Origin of the sequence: Bacillus salipaludis, from assembly GCF_030938565.1 — a bacterium.
Taxonomy (GTDB): Bacteria; Bacillota; Bacilli; order Bacillales; family Cytobacillaceae; genus Neobacillus; species Neobacillus salipaludis_A.
In genome coordinates, this window is the sequence record NZ_JAVGVR010000001.1 from 130459 (window position 1) to 148332 (window position 17874).

At 37.9% G+C, this 17874-nt stretch carries 19 protein-coding genes; 12 read left to right on the forward strand and 7 right to left on the reverse strand.

From position 1 onward, the window contains the following. Positions 1 to 471: 471 nt before the first annotated feature. Complete coding sequence (locus RCG21_RS00600; protein ID WP_308912701.1) at positions 472 to 756, forward strand: hypothetical protein; 285 nt, start codon at positions 472 to 474, stop codon at positions 754 to 756. A 466-nt stretch (positions 757 to 1222) separates the two neighbouring features. Here the strand turns inward: RCG21_RS00600 and RCG21_RS00605 are convergent, their stop codons facing one another. Beyond that, complete coding sequence (locus RCG21_RS00605; protein ID WP_308912702.1) at positions 1223 to 1345, reverse strand: hypothetical protein; 123 nt, start codon at positions 1343 to 1345, stop codon at positions 1223 to 1225. A 369-nt stretch (positions 1346 to 1714) separates the two neighbouring features. Here RCG21_RS00605 and RCG21_RS00610 point away from each other — a divergent pair, with 369 nt between their 5' ends. From RCG21_RS00610 to srtD, 3 genes are all read left to right on the forward strand, one after another. Next, on the forward strand, positions 1715 to 3070 hold the full coding sequence (locus tag RCG21_RS00610) for a glycosyltransferase family 2 protein (protein ID WP_308912703.1): 1356 nt from the start codon (positions 1715 to 1717) through the stop codon (positions 3068 to 3070). A 716-nt stretch (positions 3071 to 3786) separates the two neighbouring features. After that, positions 3787 to 4896: a processed acidic surface protein gene (locus RCG21_RS00615; protein WP_308912704.1), complete on the forward strand. Its 1110-nt coding sequence runs from the start codon at positions 3787 to 3789 to the stop codon at positions 4894 to 4896. 1 nt (position 4897) lies between these two features. Next, complete coding sequence (srtD, locus tag RCG21_RS00620) at positions 4898 to 5566, forward strand: class D sortase, LPxTATN-specific (protein WP_308912705.1); 669 nt, start codon at positions 4898 to 4900, stop codon at positions 5564 to 5566. A 191-nt stretch (positions 5567 to 5757) separates the two neighbouring features. On the opposite strand, the gene hutG is transcribed toward srtD, so the two are convergent. The 6 genes from hutG to RCG21_RS00650 form a co-directional block, all read right to left on the reverse strand. After that, positions 5758 to 6825, reverse strand: a complete 1068-nt coding sequence (gene hutG / locus RCG21_RS00625) for a formimidoylglutamase (protein WP_308912706.1) — start codon at positions 6823 to 6825, stop codon at positions 5758 to 5760. A gap of 127 nt (positions 6826 to 6952) precedes the next feature. Beyond that, positions 6953 to 7711, reverse strand: coding sequence for an amino acid ABC transporter ATP-binding protein (locus RCG21_RS00630; protein ID WP_133333100.1), 759 nt, complete (start codon positions 7709 to 7711; stop codon positions 6953 to 6955). Beyond that, positions 7708 to 8376: an amino acid ABC transporter permease gene (locus RCG21_RS00635; protein WP_133333099.1), complete on the reverse strand. Its 669-nt coding sequence runs from the start codon at positions 8374 to 8376 to the stop codon at positions 7708 to 7710. Before RCG21_RS00635 ends, RCG21_RS00630 begins: the two co-directional genes overlap by 4 nt. A gap of 51 nt (positions 8377 to 8427) precedes the next feature. Next, complete coding sequence (locus RCG21_RS00640; protein WP_308912707.1) at positions 8428 to 9237, reverse strand: transporter substrate-binding domain-containing protein; 810 nt, start codon at positions 9235 to 9237, stop codon at positions 8428 to 8430. A 147-nt stretch (positions 9238 to 9384) separates the two neighbouring features. Further along, positions 9385 to 10740, reverse strand: coding sequence for a sigma-54-dependent transcriptional regulator (locus tag RCG21_RS00645; RefSeq protein WP_133333097.1), 1356 nt, complete (start codon positions 10738 to 10740; stop codon positions 9385 to 9387). Next, positions 10733 to 12736 (reverse strand): transporter substrate-binding domain-containing protein, encoded by a 2004-nt coding sequence (locus tag RCG21_RS00650; protein WP_133333096.1) that lies wholly within the window; start codon positions 12734 to 12736, stop codon positions 10733 to 10735. The genes RCG21_RS00645 and RCG21_RS00650 overlap by 8 nt, the downstream gene beginning before the upstream one ends. Before the next feature lie 220 nt (positions 12737 to 12956). Between RCG21_RS00650 and RCG21_RS00655 the strand changes: the two genes are divergently transcribed. The 8 genes from RCG21_RS00655 (at position 12957) to RCG21_RS00690 (ending at position 17848) form a co-directional block, all read left to right on the forward strand. Then, positions 12957 to 13310, forward strand: coding sequence for a DUF898 family protein (locus tag RCG21_RS00655; protein ID WP_133333095.1), 354 nt, complete (start codon positions 12957 to 12959; stop codon positions 13308 to 13310). Between the two features lie 615 nt (positions 13311 to 13925). Further along, entirely contained in the window at positions 13926 to 14192 is a 267-nt protein-coding gene (locus RCG21_RS00660; RefSeq protein ID WP_235824714.1) for a helix-turn-helix domain-containing protein, read from the forward strand. A 293-nt stretch (positions 14193 to 14485) separates the two neighbouring features. After that, complete coding sequence (locus RCG21_RS00665; protein WP_308912708.1) at positions 14486 to 14716, forward strand: helix-turn-helix domain-containing protein; 231 nt, start codon at positions 14486 to 14488, stop codon at positions 14714 to 14716. A 292-nt stretch (positions 14717 to 15008) separates the two neighbouring features. Beyond that, complete coding sequence (locus RCG21_RS00670; RefSeq protein WP_308912709.1) at positions 15009 to 15530, forward strand: competence protein ComK; 522 nt, start codon at positions 15009 to 15011, stop codon at positions 15528 to 15530. Between the two features lie 100 nt (positions 15531 to 15630). Next, positions 15631 to 16002: a replication protein gene (locus RCG21_RS00675; RefSeq protein WP_308912710.1), complete on the forward strand. Its 372-nt coding sequence runs from the start codon at positions 15631 to 15633 to the stop codon at positions 16000 to 16002. A 120-nt stretch (positions 16003 to 16122) separates the two neighbouring features. Further along, positions 16123 to 16614, forward strand: a complete 492-nt coding sequence (locus RCG21_RS00680) for a DnaD domain-containing protein (protein WP_308912711.1) — start codon at positions 16123 to 16125, stop codon at positions 16612 to 16614. Further along, complete coding sequence (locus tag RCG21_RS00685) at positions 16614 to 17237, forward strand: DnaB-like helicase C-terminal domain-containing protein (RefSeq protein ID WP_308912712.1); 624 nt, start codon at positions 16614 to 16616, stop codon at positions 17235 to 17237. The genes RCG21_RS00680 and RCG21_RS00685 overlap by 1 nt, the downstream gene beginning before the upstream one ends. A gap of 2 nt (positions 17238 to 17239) precedes the next feature. Further along, positions 17240 to 17848, forward strand: a complete 609-nt coding sequence (locus tag RCG21_RS00690) for a DnaB-like helicase C-terminal domain-containing protein (RefSeq protein ID WP_308914230.1) — start codon at positions 17240 to 17242, stop codon at positions 17846 to 17848. Positions 17849 to 17874: the final 26 nt, after the last annotated feature.

The following is a 17874-nucleotide window of genomic DNA, read 5'->3' on the forward strand; positions in this document are numbered from 1 at the left end:
AAAAACCTACTTTCCAACCAATAAGATTAAAATAATGATTTATACAATCCGTTCATAATTTTTAGCACTCACGTCTAAATAATCCCACCTACAACAAGTATTGAACATGCCATACTTCTACACCCCCTCCATCTATCATCAGCATAATCAACATTCATAACCACTCACTCTATCATTCTATTGCTGCTTCATTTATTTAATTGAAATGCAAAAAAGGGTTGAGGGAAAACAATTGATATTGATTATCATTTTCATTCAATATTTTATATGAGAATGATTATCAACGTCAATATATTTTTCCTATAAATACCACTTCCTTTCTTATCATCTATCTTCCTATTCCTGATCAGAGCTTTCTTATTTAATTCGTATTATTTATTTTGTATGCTTATAAAAAACAATATCGTTTTAATACAAATCTCGAATATACCAAAAATATTCTTTCTAACTAAAAATCGAAAGGAGCATCCGATGACTGAAACAAGGGCAATAAAAAAATCTTCCTCAAAAAAGAAGAAACAGAAAACAGCTTTTCTTGAAAATGTAAGTTTTTTTCAATTACTTAAGGTGATCTTTCTTATTTTCCTATCCCTGCTAATCGTCTATCTCTATTATTTACATACGAAAGGAATTCTTATTTCCAATATGGCCTTACTATGGAAATCGCATAAGAAAGTTATTATGGCTATTTTTGGATTTGCAGCCTATAGTTTGAGTGTGTTTTACTTAGGTTTTAAGAAGGGAAGAAAAAGATAAAAGTAGTGGATAGCCTTTACTTTCGTTATATATTCAATTCCTTTTCATCTTCCTAAAGGTTACGCGTATATTTATTAATGTGGTATTTGTTTTATTCGATAGAAAATTCCTTATATAAAACATGAAAGATTGGAGGGCACTCTATGAAATTATGGATGAGGATACTTGTAACATTAGACATTCTTATTATTTTGGGTGTTATAGCAGGTGAAGTTTTTTATTAAAAGAAATGTTTTTGTCTTTATTTAAAGCTGTTTTCGTGCTTTAAAATTTGTTGATCTCAAAAAAGAGAAGTGCTCTGAACACTTCTCTCTTTCCCTATCTACACTTAAGATGATTGTTTTCTAAGGATTTCCCCAAGATCCCTTATCCGCTGTTTCCTTGCAATAGGGGCACTTCAGTTATCTTGGCCTATTTTATAAATTTATTGGAATAAAAAAGCCGACAGAACCGTCCCCATGGTCTTTTAACTTTCACTTCCTTCAAATTGGACATCCCAATCATCTGTTTGATCGTCCGTTTTACAATCGTCAACTTCTGTATAAAGGATAGAATCGACTGCAGTTCTTTTTATTTTCTTAGTCTCCAATTACCAATCACCCCTTTAACGTAAGTCATTTTATAAAGTAATTCATTTGTAAGTTCAATATGCTTATGTGATTTCTTTTATTTCTCTTTTTAGTATATTCTCATTTAAACAGATTGCTTGTGCTAGTTTATAGGTACTTATTCCCATCTCCAATTTTTGATGATTTTCAACATATCTCAAATTTCAAAAGGGCTAACGACAGTTATTCATGCGATGATGAAGCAAAAAAGCTTTTAAAATCGAACCTTGACCCATTTCCAAAAAATACTTTGTCGAAAAAACGTAGAAATTCATTACAAAATCTGTAAGATGTGATATTTTATAAATTATTAGTTTTATATTCATTTCCTATGAAAGGCTTAAACTCCTATGAAACCTACATTCAATCCCATCAACACCAGAATAAATAATGAGTACAAAAACAGATTTTACATTCCAATAAAAACAAAGTTTTGGATCAGCCATTTCACTGCATTCGTATGGATGTGTTTTTCAATTTATATAGCACTCCCCTGGCTAAAAGATCTCTCCCATATTGTTTCTTTTCCAATTGCATTACTCATCATCGGAGGGATCTCTTACATTCCCGGATATATGAATGCCTTTTTAGTCGCTAGCTTAATTCTAGACCGCCAGCCAGCCTATAAAAACGAATTTCCTAGTGATAAGATCACCATCCTCATTGCTGCCCACAATGAAGAAGAAAAAATCTATCAAACGCTGGATTACATTGATAAACAAGATTATCAAGGAAAAATTAAAGTCTTTGTCATCAATAATGGCTCTACCGATCAAACCGTCCAGGAAACATTAAAAGCAAAAAAACAATTAAGCATGGATATTGAAGTACTTAATGAAGAGAAACCGGGTAAATTCCATGCCTTAAACAAGGCGTTAGCGCTCGTTACAACTCCTTACGTCATTACCATTGATGCAGATACCCTGCTTCATCCATCATCGATTCGTTATCTTGTAGCACGGATGAAATCCAGCCCGAATGATGTTTGTGCCGTTGCCGGATCCGTTCTAGCGAAAAACAGCCGGGAGAATTTATGGACAAAAATTCAAGAATGGGATTACTTCTTGGGGATCGCATCGATTAAAAGACTACAAGGTTTGTATCAAGGGACATTGGTAGCCCAAGGTGCTTATAGTCTTTATAAAACAGAATGCATTCAAGAAGTCGGCGGCTGGCCAGATGCAATTGGTGAAGATATTGTCTTAACCTGGCGTTTACTCAATAAAAAATGGAAAGTATACTTTGAGCCGCTGGCCGTTTCTTTCACCGAGGTTCCTAGCAACCTTAAACACTTTGTCCGCCAAAGAGCAAGATGGGCAAGAGGAATGATAGAAGGATTAAATGAAATAAAACCCTGGAATCAGCCTGAAACTTATGTAAAATACTTAACCGGCATTAATTTAATCATGCCGTATTTAGATCTTACCTATACACTATGTTGGATTCCTGGATTGATATTGATGTTTTTTGGATACTACTGGATTGTCGGGCCGATGACATTACTGGTTCTTCCCTTAACATTAATAAGCTATAGCATTCTTTATTTCTATCAAAGAAATTATGTATTTAAACCTTTAAACCTTAGAATCCGTAAAAATATCTTTGGCTTTATTGTTTTCGTTCTAGGCTATCAAATGATTATGTCCCCCGTGTCCGTTTATGGTTATATACAAGAGACTTTTAAATTCAAAAGGAACTGGAAGTAATAGAATGGGAACATTTTCTGATCACCTCCTCAACCTGTTAGTAATTTAGCCATCCCTATTTTGCACAAAGCATCTGCTTTGTGTTTTTTTATTTATTTAATAGTTATCATTGGGCAATCATTCATGTAAAGGATCGATCATGTGGATTGGAACGGAAAGCTATGTTCAAAGGTAACCGGGTCAATAGACCTTCCAACTGACCAGTCCCCGGCAAAAATGGTTTTAAATGACATCATTCGACGACTTCAAGCTTTAAACAAACGTTTGATTAAAACCGCCAAAAGCCCTTTGGAAAACGAACATTGTCCTCTTTCCGAGGAAATATTTTGTCGATAATTTTGTTTAATTTTTCCCGATTTATCTCCCAAACTATCAAACAATGACTACATCACGCATAATTATACTCGTTTCGACAAACTGGGCATCTACACACACGTTTAATTAGAAACTGAAGTTAAACTCTTTTTCAATCTTTTCCATCAACCGCGCTTTAATACTTTAAACTTTAGCTGAGCCGGGCTCTTGAGTGGGGGTCCAAGATAATATTTAACAATTATCACGAAAAAAGTACTAGGGACTACCATCAATCCCCTTTTTCGGATGTGCATTTCTTCCTAATTATTTTAAAAAAAGAAATTAATAATTACTTAAGGTGATTCTAAAAGTATAATTTATTGGAAGAATATCAACTAGAAATGTAGAAATGAGGAAGAAGTGTGGGGAAAATTGCTAGGATTGTCATTTCATTAGTTTTATTTTTAGGATTCATACCAAAGCTGGCATTTGCAGCCGAAAACTCCGATTTTGATGCTGATTTACAAACTTATTTGAATGAAGTCAGCCAGACCCGCGGGTTTACAGTATCAAAAGATGACATTGAGATGTCTCTCAGTAATTATGATGAAACTTTGGGGAATTTTAAAACCGTGAACGGTCCCGATGGATTAAAGGAATTTCTTGGTGAAGTGATTAAATCGGATTATAGTAATTTAGCCTATATGAAGGATGATTACGGTTTATCCATTGAACAAATTACTGCCTTATTAAAAGAAAACGGTGAAGACATCAACGACTATGTATTTGTAGACGATCTTGATCAAGCAGTCTACTTTTATTTAAATCCGGATGACAGCGGATCAGGAAATGAACTGGACCCAGATTCTATTAAAGAACTGTTAACTATGTTCCAGGATGAATTTGGACTTACAGATCAAGAATTAACAAATTTAGCGGACCATTTAAAAGGATTAGAGGAGAAACTATCCACACCTGAAGCCCTCGATCAAATGGACAAATTGGCACAAAGAATGGAAGCTTTTCAACAATTTCAAACGATAGACCAGTTAACTGCCGACCAGATCCAGGAACTTTTGTCCATTTATCAAGAGTTAACAACGATGCTGGAGTTAAAGATAGATTTCGTTCTTGTAAAAGGGGAAAATGAAACACCTTTAACTATACTAGATATATTAAAAATGGAAGAACTGGTTAATGCAAAATTGAAAGTAACCATTTCAGACTTGGACGGCAACTTTTTGGCGGACCTACTTATCACAGGAGAAATGGTGGACTCTGATACCGTTAAACAAGTTGGTAAAGATTTAAGCACTACAACTGACAAAGTGAAAGAGGTTGTGAAGGCAAAGCCAATCGCAAAGCATGTTGTAAAAGGGAAAAAGGCAGTTCTACATCCTGTGATGAAAACTGTAAAAGGCGGTGAGCTTCCGAATACGGCTGGAAATTATGTTCAGAATGTTCTCATTGGAATGCTCTTGATTTTAGGAGGGGCCGGTCTTTACTTTTCCTTAAGAAGAAAGGCAGCTTAGGATGAAAAGAAAAAAGACAAAAATAACCCTAATTGTTTCGATTCTATTGATCGCAACAGGTTTAGCTATTTCAACCACAAATGGCTATAAGTTCTTACTGGGATATTTTATGTACAAAATGCATAAACCGGACACAGTTTCAGCCATTTCTAACTCAACTAAAAAGCCTGAAGTCCAAAACAAACAAGTGGCCATGTCCCAAGAATTATACACCGTTCGTCCGAAAAAAGATGAACAATTTGGGGAATTATACATTCCTAAGCTTAAAGCTGAATTACCTATTTTTGAAGGTTCAGATGAAGATGAATTATCAAAGGGTGTTGGGCATTATGCGCAAAGTGTTCTCCCTGGGGAAAATGATAATTCCGTGTTATCAGGGCATCGGATTACCGTTTTTCGAAGGCTGGGACAGGTTGGAAAAGGAGACCTGCTTGTTGTTACTACTTCAGCGGGCAAGTTTACCTATAAGATAAAAAAGGTAAGAATCGTTGATAAAGATGATAGGACGGTTATCGTTCCGAAACCGGTAGCCACGCTAACGGTTTCAACCTGCTATCCATTTAACTTTATCGGAGATGCACCCAAAAGATACATTTTAGTTGCCTATCTATTATCAAGTCAATTAACAAATGAATCTAAACAAACCGGTACTTTGAAAAAGTCTGTTTAAAGAAAAAAGAAACTAATTGCCTGCGTCTAGGGCAACCTTAAGGATATTCAAGTATTAAAAATCCCAATCTCTCAGTGTCATAACTGAGAAATTGGGATTTATTTATTAAACAATCTGAATTATTTAGAAAATCACTTTTTTTGTTCTAGAAACGTGCCCGATTTCTTAAAATGAAAAATGTAAAAAAGCTATTAAATTGGAGCCTCACTAAAGCTCCTGCTCAATAAGGATCTGTTGTATTCATCATCATTATAAAAAAAGCCGGGAAAACCGTCCCCATGGTCACTCTCCTTTGACAAAACACTATCAATTACTTCTACAATAAAAGCAGCTGCCAGTTTAACCGTTCGATTGTCCAAATCAAGCTTTGGGTTAATTTCAGCAATATCAAAACTTACTGTTTTCTTATGCTTCACCGCTTCTTTTAATAATGCCCTCAGTACTTTCGGTTCCATTCCAAAGGGCTGTGGGGCGCTTACACCGGGGGCATAGCCAGCTCCAATGACATCACTGCATAAGGTTACCATCACCGTATCATTCCTTTGGATAAACGCATTGATTTGCTTAATGACCCGTTCCATACCAAGTTGTGCCATCTCATCCTCTAGAATATACTCACATCCGTATTGTTTTGCCGTATCAAATAGATGCTTTGTATTTCCGTAGCGCTGAATGCCTATGCACATATATTCGAATGCAAGGTTTTCGTTTGCCAGTTCATCTGCCATTTGCTTAAACATCGTTCCGGAACTCGTCGTTTCATCATAGTGACGCATGTCAAAATGGGCATCAAAATTAACGATCCCAACTTGCCTGCCTTGTTTCCAGTATGGCTTTAACCCTAAAAAGTGCCCATATGCGACTTCATGTCCGCCGCCGATGATGACCGGAAAAATATTGAAACTCATCATTTTTTGGACATATTCACCTAGTTCGGCTTGGGCTTGCTCCAAATTCCCATCATCACAGCTAACATTGCCGAAGTCATACAGTTTCCCACTAGATACCAAATGTCCTGGTATGGAAGAGAGTGCTCTCCGAATCTCATCCGGTGCATGATAAGCGCCCACCCTTCCTTTATTCCTTCTAACCCCCTCATCACATTTAAAGCCGATGATTCCAATCGCTGGGGTGGTTTGCACTTCCTGAAAAGCAGATAAATCCTCAATATGAATAACTTGATGTAATCGAAACAGATCAGAAACGTTTTCGCTGTCCACACGCCCTGACCAAATCCCTTTTGCTGTAATCGTATACATACTGCTTACCGTCCTCTCCTTGTAATTGTAGGAAAATCCCTAAAAAAGAAATAGGCGAAAATTGCCGCTTGGAATTTTCACCTACTTTTTTTATTAACCTTGTTGGAGCCTGGCCCGCACGATTTATTTAATGTGCTAGTACTTTACTTAAGAAACTCTTCGTTCTTTCACTTCGTGGAGTTGAAAAAATAATAGAAGGCGGTCCATCCTCAATAATCCGCCCATCATCCATCACCACAACACGGTCGGCCACCTCTTTAGCGAATCCCATTTCATGGGTTACAATAATCATGGTCATTCCTTCCGCTGCAAGTTCTTTCATTACAGCTAACACTTCCCCTACGAGTTCCGGATCCAGTGCCGAAGTAGGCTCATCAAACAGCATAATATGCGGCTTCATGGCCAATGCCCGTGCAATCGCTACCCTTTGTTTTTGTCCGCCAGAAAGATTATCTGGATAGGCCTCTGCTTTTTCAGCTAATCCTACCTTTTTTAGCAGCTCCTTCGCCACTTCTATTGATTCTTTCCTTTTCATCCTTCCTAAAGTCAGAGGGGCGAGGATCACATTCTCCAGGACGCTTTTATGAGGAAATAAGTTGAAATTTTGAAATACCATCCCCACTTTTTCTCTCATTGCATTCAATTCTTTTTGAGCCATCTCTGCTTTTTTGGGGCCTTGCTGTAGAAGCCCGATTGGTTCCCCTTCAATCTCAATAACACCATCTTGGATTTGCTCTAAATAGTTTAGGCAGCGCAGAAACGTGCTTTTTCCTGAACCGCTCGGACCGATAATGACAACGACTTCGCCTTTTTCGATTTCCAAACTTATATTTTTTAAAACATGGTGTGTCCCATAATGTTTGTTGATCTCTTTGACTGTAATCATACACGCGCCACCCCTGCATGCAATCTCTTTTCGAAATAGCTAATGATTTTAGAAATCATGAAGTTAACCACAAAATATAAAACCGCGATTGCGATATAGATTTCAAAATACTTAAAGTTACTGGATACAATCGAATTTCCTGCCCTCATCAATTCAGGTACAGTAATAACGGACAGCAAGGAGGAATTCTTTGTTAAGGCAATAAATTCATTGGCCAATGGAGGAAGCATTCTTCGCAATGCCTGTGGTAAGATAATTTTTCTCATCGTCTGCCAATGGCTTAATCCAAGTGAACGCCCAGCTTCCATTTGTCCTTTTTCAATAGACTGAATCGATCCGCGAACAATTTCTGAAACATAAGCCCCGCTGTACATTCCCATCCCTAAAACACCGGCAACCGTAGCGGTCAAATCAAGCCCCAAGCCAATGGACAGCCCATAATAAAGGATCATCAGCTGTACAAGCAGTGGGGTTCCCCTAAACCAAGCCAAATACACGGAACAAAGGAAAGAAATCGTTTTATTTTTTGACATACCTCCAATCCCGATAAGCAAGCCGATAATAGAACTTAATATAAGTGCAAAAAAAGTCATCGTAAGGGTAATGCTCAACCCTTTGAGTAAAAAGGGAAAATTGCCATTTTCAAATAAAACATTAAAATCCATCGATTCTGCTCCTTTCTAATAAAAGAGGAGGAGTCCCCCTCTTTCTTCGATTTATTCCCCGAACCACTTTTTGCTGATTTGTTGGTATTTCCCGTTCTCTTTTAATGTCTTTAATGCTTTATTTACTGCCTGTGTAAAAGAGGAGTCCTCCTTACGAATTCCAAATCCATACTCTTCATTTGTTAATGTCTTATCCAATACCTTCACAGAGTTGTCTTGCATTGCATATACCTTGGCTGCCGGCAGGCCAGTTAAAACAGCATCTACTCGTCCACTTTTAAGTTCTAGAAACATTTCAACGTTTTTCTCTACTTCTACTCTTTTTATGTCAGGGTAGTTTTCTTGAAGGAACTGTACAGATTTTGTCCCAATTTGAACGGCGATTTTTTTCCCTTTTAAATCTTCTATACTATTAATGGATTGATTATCCTTTTTAATTAAAAGAGAAAGTCCGCCTGGGTAATAGGTATCTGAGAAATTAATGGCCTTCTTTCTTTCGTCAGTTATATACATTCCGGAAGCAACCACATCAAACTTTTTTGCCTCTAGGCCAGGGATAAGACCTTTAAACTCCGTATCGACAAATTCTACTTTTTCCGCTCCTAATTCCTTTCCAATTGCACGCATCAAATCAATATCAAATCCATCAAATTCTTTTTTATCGTTTTTAAATTCAAGAGGCGGGAATGTTGCATCTGTTCCAACAACCAACGTTTTCTCTGCTTTTATCTTTTGTAATACTTCATCACCGTTTTGCCCCTGTTTGGATGCTTGATCTGCTTTCCCACATCCAACCAATGCAAGGGTCAGACAGAGCACCAGTGTTACTATTCCAGTTAAACTTCTTTTCAATCTTTTCATAAGGAACCTCCTGTATATTTAATTGAATCGCTTACATTTATTTAATATGCAAATATTATGCCAACTCGGAATAGTTGTAACATTAGGAAAAATGAGCTTTTCTTTAAAATAAAAAAGCGGCGAAAACCGCCGACCGGCCATTTTCGCCTACTCATCTTCCCGATATTTTTTTAATTTCTCTCGTAATGTTCTTTCTCCCATTCCAATCGCTTGGGCAGTCTTTCTTCGATTTCCATTAAACGCAGCTAAATTATGGAAAATGACTCTTTTTTCAATCTCATCCAACATTTCACCTACATAGACAGGGATCAATGTATTGTCGCTAAAAACACGATTTTCCAGTTGAATTTCCGTAGGAAGATCCACCTTCTCAATAATCGATGAGCTGGTTAAAGCAATGGCTCGTTCCATGATATTCTGTAGCTCACGAATATTGCCTGGAAACGAATACTGCTTTAGAATTTCCAGGGCTTCACGAGAAATTCCATCAATTGGTTTTCCGATTTTGTCTCCAATTCGATTGATAAAGAACTCTACCAACAAAGGAATATCATCCCTTCGCTCCCTTAGAGGTGGAAGTTTAACCGGAATCACATTGAGCCGATAATAGAGATCTTCGCGAAAACGATTCTCCTTCACTTCTTTTACCAAATCACGATTCGTGGCCGAAATAATCCGAACATTGAAGTCAATTTCCTGTGTTCCACCTACTGGCATTACTTTCCGTTCCTGAAGGGCGCGCAAAAGCTTACTTTGTAAACCGAGATCCATTTCTCCTATTTCATCTAAAAAAATAGTTCCACCTTCAGCAAGGACAAAGAGACCTTGCTTTTTCTGAACAGCTCCCGTAAAGGCACCTTTCTCATACCCAAATAATTCAGATTCCAAAAGATGACCCGGAATGGCGGCACAATTAATCACTTGGAACTTTTTATTTCTCCGCTTGCTTTGATAATGGATCGTCCTGGCAACTACTTCTTTTCCCGTCCCGCTTTCCCCCGTAATGAGAATAGACGAATCGATATCTTTTACTTTTTTTATTAGAGAAAGAATTTCACGAATCGCGTAACTTTCACCAATTAACCCCTGTGCCTCTCCCATCTTATTAAGCTCACTACTTAAAAATTCAACTTTGGATTGTAAATTATAAAACTCCTCCGCCTTGGCCATTAATACTTCCAATTCATCAAGGTGAAGAGGTTTTGTAGCGTAGGAAAAAGCTCCCTTGCGCATGGCTTCCACGGAAGAAGGAATACTTCCAAATGCAGTCATCAGAATCACAACTGTAGCAGGAGAAACACGCTTTATTTCTTCTAAAATTTCAATTCCGTCATATTCGCCAATTTTTAAATCAAGTAAAACAATGGCGACTTCTATTCTTTCAAAAAGAGGGAGAGCCTCTCTTGGATCAGTAAAGGCATATACATGGTACTGATCTTCTAAAGCAAAAGTAAGTGATTGGCAAATAGTGGCTTCATCATCAATAATAATTACATTATGCATTTTCTTCTCGCCCCTTCCTTGGACATGGCAAATATACTGTCATTACAGTCCCTTTCCCCTTTGTACTTTCTACTTTTATACTGCATTGATTTTCTTCTAGCAGCTGATAGGAAACGAATAAACCCAATCCTACCCCATTCACTTTTTTACTGTAAAAAGGGTCGAATATCTTGGATGCCACTTCATCTGACATTCCAATTCCATTATCTTCAATTTCGATTACAGCAAACTCTCTCTGATAATACCCGCGAATGGTTAAGTTCCCCTGTTCCTTCAATGCTTCAATCGCATTTAAAATAATATTCACGAGAACCTGCTTAATTTGCAGGACATCAGCATATGCCTGAAGCTCCTCATCCATTTCAAAAACAATCCCTAAATTTTTTTCTTTGATTTTTTGTTTGAATAACTGTAAAGTCGATTGAATCATCGGGTATAGAAAAAAGAGAACCGGCTCCGATTTCTTCGGACGCGAATAATCCAATAAGTCATTAATCAATGAATTTAGACGGGTAATTTCACTTGTCACATGTTGAGAAAAAAAGCTGCGGAATTCAAGATTCTCGTACTTTTTCGGCAGCAGTTGCGTATAAGTAAGAATGGACGTCAGTGGATTACGAATTTCATGGGCAATCCCCATCATAAGCTGACCCAGTGAACGTAAGCGGTCTTCTTGGGCAACCTTTTTTTCAAACTCCTTTTGTTTCGTAATATCCTGAAAATTTAATACAGCTCCTTTACTATTCCCAGTTGTAGACACAATGGGGTAAATACTATAGGTTAGGATTCTTTTTAGAGAAACAACAGGCTCCCATGTTACTTCCTTCTGCAATACAATCTCCTTTTTCTCTAAGACATTCTGTATTTCTTCCTTCGAAATAAAGTCTTCCAAAATGGTTTGGGTGAAAGGCAATCCTACAATATCTTCATTCAGCTTCAAATAATCGATCGCTTTCTGATTGATCATCGATATATGGCCTCTATTATCCAACGTTACAAATGAGCTTAAGGTACTGTTTAATAACTGCTGTTGAAAGTTATTATTCTCTTGAAGTAGAATCATCTTTTCTTCCAGTTTCTTGTTTATCCTTTCAATCTGGCTCGTCCGACTTGCTACTTTCCTCTTTAATATGCGATTCCACCAAAGTACAGCTGTTATGATAATAATTGTAACGAAAAGGCCGACCTCTAAATATTTGATTACCTTTTGCAGCCTGGGAGCGGAGGGCATGATGTATTCACCAAACCACTTTTTTACTATTTTTTCATACGTTCCATCCTTTTTTATTTGCGAGAGCCCTTTATTAAATATCGTTAATAATGCTTTGTTTTTCGGTAAAACAGCAATACTGTAATTCGTCGGATTTATTTCATCGCCAACGATTTTAATTTTCGACTGCTTTCCGCTTTTTTGCAGAACATACTGGCCAGTAATTCGATTCCCAACGAATGCATCTGCCTTTCCCTCTACGAGTAGTTGAACAGCAGCCTGTTGATTATCCGTTTTAATTAAATGCACATTGTTCACTTTATTCAATAAATCATTGGAAACATCGCTTTTTTGCACCGCGACTTTCTTCCCTTCCAGATCATCCATCTGCCGAATATACATATTATCTTTTAAAACAAAAATAGCTTGGGAACTTATAAAGTAATCATTAGAAAAGGCATATGTTTTTCTGCGTGAAGGATAGTCTTTCATCCCCTGAATGGCATCTACCTTACCAGATTTAAGTGCCTTTAACGCTTGATTCCACGGCATGGGATAATATTCGATCTTGATTCCCGTTTGAATGGATATGGCATTCATGACATCTACGTTAAAACCGGTGTATACACCAGAACCACTTAGGTATTCAAATGGCGGGAAATTGTTGTCCCCCGCAATCCGAATGACCTTATTACTCTCTTGATAAGCAGTACAAGGAAAAAGAACAAAGGACAATAACAACACGGGTATCGTTACACAAATTCGAATAATAATGGGGCTTGGCATCTTACTTCTCCTTCACTAATTGCTTCTTTGATGAATTAATGCAATTTTCATGCCATGATTCCAGACGCCCCTTCCTCCTTCAGATCCATTTCCGTCTTAAAATTTGAATGGGTAAGTTGGTATATGGCATTAGTCACTATCGTTTATTGACAATATTGCTATAAACGATCCAATTGTCCATGGTATAATTTTCCCATAAATAGAAAACTGGGGGAAAATTATGAGTGAATCAAACGGGAAGGTTCTGCAAAATTATTCTGCTGAATCTGAGGAGCAGTCTTACTTTGATGGTGGATTGCTACAGTATATAGGTTGGTCAATCCTTGGCTTTTTAGTAACAGTATGTACATTAGGAATCTGCTATCCTTGGTCCATTACAATGATTCTTGGTTGGAAAGCCCGTCATACTGTAATTAATGGCAGGAGATTAGTATTTACAGGCTCGGCAATCGGATTGTTCGGGAATTGGATTAAATGGTGGCTGCTTTGCGTCATTACATTAGGGATCTATAGTTTTTGGTTATTTATTGCAATGGAAAAATGGAAAACAAAACATACCATATTCGCTCATTAAATAGTTAATATCATGTCTATGAGTAGTAGTCTGAGAGGACACCGATCCCCTTGCAATTTGATGCAAGGGGATGATTTAATTTGTTGATAGAATCAAACTCTTAATCTCTTTGCCTATTATGGCATTCTCGAAAAAATTTGATGAGCTCTATTTTGAGGAATTATTTGAGATGGGGTACTGCTAATCGAATGAATCATGACAGCAATCATGAAAAATCGACAGCATCCTACGCTTTTATTTTTAACCAATCGTTTGATTAAAACCTCTGCAAAGCCTTTTGAAAAAACGAACAATGTTCAGTTCCGTTGCAAATTTATTGTCGACCAATTCGTTCCGTTCTTCGCGATTTATCTCCCAAACTCTCAATTATGACTTTATCTCTCAAAATTGTACCAATTTCGACAAACAGGGCTTCTACACAAACGTTTGATTAGAAACTGAGCAAACCCTTGTAATGATTAGATTTCTAAACAGAAAAATGCAAAAAAGTTGTCGAAAGTTTGGACAAAATTAACACCCGCCCAACAATGTTTCCTTAGGTAAAAATATGTAACCTCCAGTACGTGGAGCAAATGGTTTCCAGGTTATGTAATGGTCTTAAAAAGGAGAATTCCCTTGAGACCGAATGAAACCTTTGGTGAATTATTAGCAAGATTAAGGAGAATAAAACGACTATCCTCAGATGAACTTGCCTTCTTATGCGGGAAAAGCCGGAAGCATATAAGTGCACTTGAAAATGATAAAGCTGTACCAACCTATGATTTAACTTGTACACTAGCTGAAAAGCTGGAAGTTAAGCCCTCTTTACTATTCAATAAACTCGGCGAAATGGCCGACCAGGCACTGGAAGCTAGAAAACCATTCAGAAAAGACAACGATTAAAATGATTTAAGCTAATAAAGTAATGCTCTACCAATTCTTACAATCTTAAATGATTTTCGACAAACGCGTTTACTCATCAATCGTTTGATTAAATTCAGTAACACACCTTCCTATAACCGACTTTCTCTATTCGGTTGAATAAGAAAGTTGTCGAAGGGTGGACCGCAAAATTTGACGAAATCTCGAACAATTGTATAGAAACTTCCAAATGGGAAATGAGCGTATTCCACACTGATATTTTTTTTATGTTACTTTTGTCCTAGAGAGAGAATTCAAAAAGTGGAGGCAGAGAAATGGAAAAGAAAGTGATTGTCAAATTGCAAAGTTTGTTACAGGAACATAATATGTCCTCAAGAGAGTTGTCCAGATTAACGGATGTTCCTCGTTCTACTATACGTAAATTAATACGCCAAGAAATACAAAATATTCATTTAAACCATATATCGCGGATTTGTGCTTTCTTTGGCATCAATGATATTCGCGAAATTATTGACCTAGTAGACATATCTACCGAATCGTTGTAATGATCTTCAATGGGGCGGCTTTTGATCAACATACATAATGTTTATTGCCGCCCTTTATCTTGGCGAATGGGAACAAAAATCAAATTGTTTAAGAGAATTGGATATTCAATTGTTTTTTAACATTCAGCCTCGGCACCTACATTCGACCCCAAAATGTTAGTATCAAATCCTCAGGCAATAAAACCGTTTGCCAAAATTTAATCCCTTACTTTTGTAACCGCTTAAATAGAACAGCTCTCACTCTTTGTTTGTAATCTTTTCTTTAAATAAATGAAGGAGTTGTGGAACGTTTATGGAAAAATTCCATATCATTAAGCCGTCTTTCATGTACATGGAAGGCCATGTCGACCGGTTCGCGAAGCTTTGTTCAAAGGTAACCCAAACAGATGGAATCATCCTTGTCGACAAGTCCCCTGTCCAAATTCTCAATGATAGCATCCGGTGCATTGGTTTTAATTTCAAAGGGGCCTTGGAAACATCCAAATGGATCATGGGGGATTCCTATATGTGCCCCATTATGGTGAATCCGATTCAAAGAATCGTCGTGTTCCCAACAAGATCAATCAAAAATGAGGATTCCATCTGGTTGAACCCAGACCAAATCCTCCGGACGAGCAGCTATTACAACAAGACACAAGTAGAATTTAAGAACGGACATATGCTGATTGTTCCCTGCAGGCTGTCTGCCTTTAACACAAAGCTGCAGACAGCGGAACAGTTTAGAAGGATTACTTGTGGGATTGCAAGAGATCCTCTTTGTTTTGTTCTAGAGCCGAAGAGGAAGCGCATGGAGCTAGGGCGAAAAAAGCAATAAAGACCATAGGGACGGTTCTAATGGTCCAAAAAAGCCGCTAGAACCGCCCCCCTGGACACCCTGGAAACCCCTTGATCAAAAGAAAGGACAGTGATGGATAATGGCAAAATATAGAATGTTACATACTGATTTTTGGGAGAATCCGACTGTAGAAGAAATGTCTATGGAGGAAAAAATTTTTTACATTTATTTGCTTTCGAATTCTCGTACAACTCAAATTGGAATCTATAGAATTACCAAAAAACAAATTGCCTTTGCTTTGGACTATCCAATTGAGATGATTCATCCATTAATGGAACGTTTCATCAACGATTACAAATTGATACGCTATAATCCTGAAACAAGAGAAGTTGCTATTAAATACTGGGGGAAGGATAACCTGCAAAAGGGCGGAAAACCGGTCATGGATTGTATTAATTCTGAATTAAAAAAGGTCGAGGATCGTTCGCTTATCTGTTATGTTTCGGAATAGATTGAAAGACAGGAAATAAAAAGCCTTTATGAGAGTTTTTATAACCAAGCAGAGAAGGTTTTCTGGAACGAAGATATTGATTCAAATGAAAAGGATACATATAGAACAGAACGTGAAGAATTGGACGATCCGTCTCTGTATCGTCATACGATACGTGGACAAAAAGAAAAAGAAGATGAAAAAGAAAAACAACAGAAAAAAACTTACTACCCAAATACCGGAAATCATCCAGATATAGAAGGTCCCTTGCAGCGTGATCAAGAAGTGAAAGAAATTATTGAGTTTTGGGACACGAATGGATTTGGGCTTACGAACCTAAATGCAAAAGAGCAGCTGTTATCTTGGTTAGATGATTCTAGCTTTTTACAGCCGAAAGAAATGATTTTAAAAGCCATGAATATCGCCTATGCCAATAACAAGCGAAGGCTAAACTATATCGTTGGGATTCTCAAAAACTGGGAAAATGAATCTTTACGGACCATAGAAGAAATTGACTCTTATTATGAGAACCAAAAGCCTGTATTTAAGTCTAAGCCCTTCACCGGATCGCCTCCTTCCGGAAGAGCCATTCCAAGTGAATTTACACTCGACCTTACGGCAGGTGAAGTGTGATGAGCATTGCTGAAAAAGCTTTCCTGGGAAGCTTAATGAAGGCGGAGTACTTACTCAAGGATACTGTGATTCAACCAGAACACCTGGAAAGTATCCGGCATCAAGAAATAATGCGAAGAATGACCGAGTTAAAACGGGCTGGTAAGAATATTGATTTAGTCACCTTCACCACCCTCTCCGACCTCGAAACACTCGGTGGAATGTCTTACCTCTCGGAGCTGTTATCGTACGCTGATGTGGAGAAATTTGGCGGGACGGAGAAGCTCATTCTTGAACTGTGGAAAGAGCGGGAAAAGCGAAATATCTTGAGCGTTGCCGCCATCAATGATTGGGAAATTACGAAAGTCATTGCCGAATTGGACAAAATTAACGAATTGAAGGCGGAAGATCATACGTCCTTACAACAGGCGCTGGCCAATGTCTATGAGGCACCCTGGGAGGATCAGGCAGCCTCGAAAAGTGCGACAACGGGTATTATAAAGCTCGACGAAGTGACGGGAGGCTTTCAGAACGGGGAAGTAACGATTCTGGCAGCACGACCATCGATGGGAAAAACTGACGTGATGCTGCATTTTTCCAAAATGACAGGTTGGGCAGGATTTCTGCCCTCGTCTTTTCCTTAGAAATGCCTGAAAAACAGATCACATCCCGATTAATCGCTTCTACAGGGGGCTTTAACCGGGCAAAAATGCGGGATCCAAAAAGAATGCTTACTCCAAATCAAAAGAATAAATGGTCGGATGTGATTGGGGATCTCACGGAAACCCATATGCAAATTTTTGATGGAGCCGGACAGACGATTGCCGAAATGAGAGCGAAAACGAGGAAGATGATGCATCAATTTCCCTACAAGAAACCAATCCTTTTTATTGATTACTTAACCCTGATCCATTCCAGTCAATTTTACGGCGAGAATGCTCATTTGCAGGTAACAGAAATATCCAAATCCCTGAAAACGATGGCGAAGGATTTTGATTGTCCCGTCATTTGTCTGGCGCAGCTCAATCGATCGGTGGAATCAAGGGCAATTAAACGACCAATGATGTCGGATATTCGGGAATCAGGCAGTGTGGAACAGGATGCCGATGTCATTTTGTTCTTGTACCGTGAAGCGTATTATGACAAGGAAATCGACGATCATTCCCTTGAAATCATTGTCTCCAAAAACCGAAATGGTCCGGTTGGAACCATCCGAGTGAATTATAACGAGCATACAGGAAGGATTGAGGAATGAAAAGAAACCGAGTCTTACCCTTGAAT

Bases quoted from the DNA above. Each gene is read 5' to 3' on its own strand.
- RCG21_RS00600 (WP_308912701.1), top strand. From the start codon at position 472: ATGACTGAAACAAGGGCAATAAAAAAATCTTCCTCAAAAAAGAAGAAA.
- RCG21_RS00610 (WP_308912703.1), top strand. From the start codon at position 1,715: ATGAAACCTACATTCAATCCCATCAACACCAGAATAAATAATGAGTAC.
- srtD (WP_308912705.1), top strand. From the start codon at position 4,898: ATGAAAAGAAAAAAGACAAAAATAACCCTAATTGTTTCGATTCTATTG.
- hutG (WP_308912706.1), bottom strand. From the start codon at position 6,825: ATGTATACGATTACAGCAAAAGGGATTTGGTCAGGGCGTGTGGACAGC.
- RCG21_RS00630 (WP_133333100.1), bottom strand. From the start codon at position 7,711: ATGATTACAGTCAAAGAGATCAACAAACATTATGGGACACACCATGTT.
- RCG21_RS00635 (WP_133333099.1), bottom strand. From the start codon at position 8,376: ATGGATTTTAATGTTTTATTTGAAAATGGCAATTTTCCCTTTTTACTC.
- RCG21_RS00640 (WP_308912707.1), bottom strand. From the start codon at position 9,237: ATGAAAAGATTGAAAAGAAGTTTAACTGGAATAGTAACACTGGTGCTC.
- RCG21_RS00645 (WP_133333097.1), bottom strand. From the start codon at position 10,740: ATGCATAATGTAATTATTATTGATGATGAAGCCACTATTTGCCAATCA.
- RCG21_RS00650 (WP_133333096.1), bottom strand. From the start codon at position 12,736: ATGCCAAGCCCCATTATTATTCGAATTTGTGTAACGATACCCGTGTTG.
- RCG21_RS00655 (WP_133333095.1), top strand. From the start codon at position 12,957: ATGAGTGAATCAAACGGGAAGGTTCTGCAAAATTATTCTGCTGAATCT.
- RCG21_RS00665 (WP_308912708.1), top strand. From the start codon at position 14,486: ATGGAAAAGAAAGTGATTGTCAAATTGCAAAGTTTGTTACAGGAACAT.
- RCG21_RS00670 (WP_308912709.1), top strand. From the start codon at position 15,009: ATGGAAAAATTCCATATCATTAAGCCGTCTTTCATGTACATGGAAGGC.
- RCG21_RS00675 (WP_308912710.1), top strand. From the start codon at position 15,631: ATGGCAAAATATAGAATGTTACATACTGATTTTTGGGAGAATCCGACT.
- RCG21_RS00685 (WP_308912712.1), top strand. From the start codon at position 16,614: ATGAGCATTGCTGAAAAAGCTTTCCTGGGAAGCTTAATGAAGGCGGAG.
- RCG21_RS00690 (WP_308914230.1), top strand. From the start codon at position 17,240: ATGCCTGAAAAACAGATCACATCCCGATTAATCGCTTCTACAGGGGGC.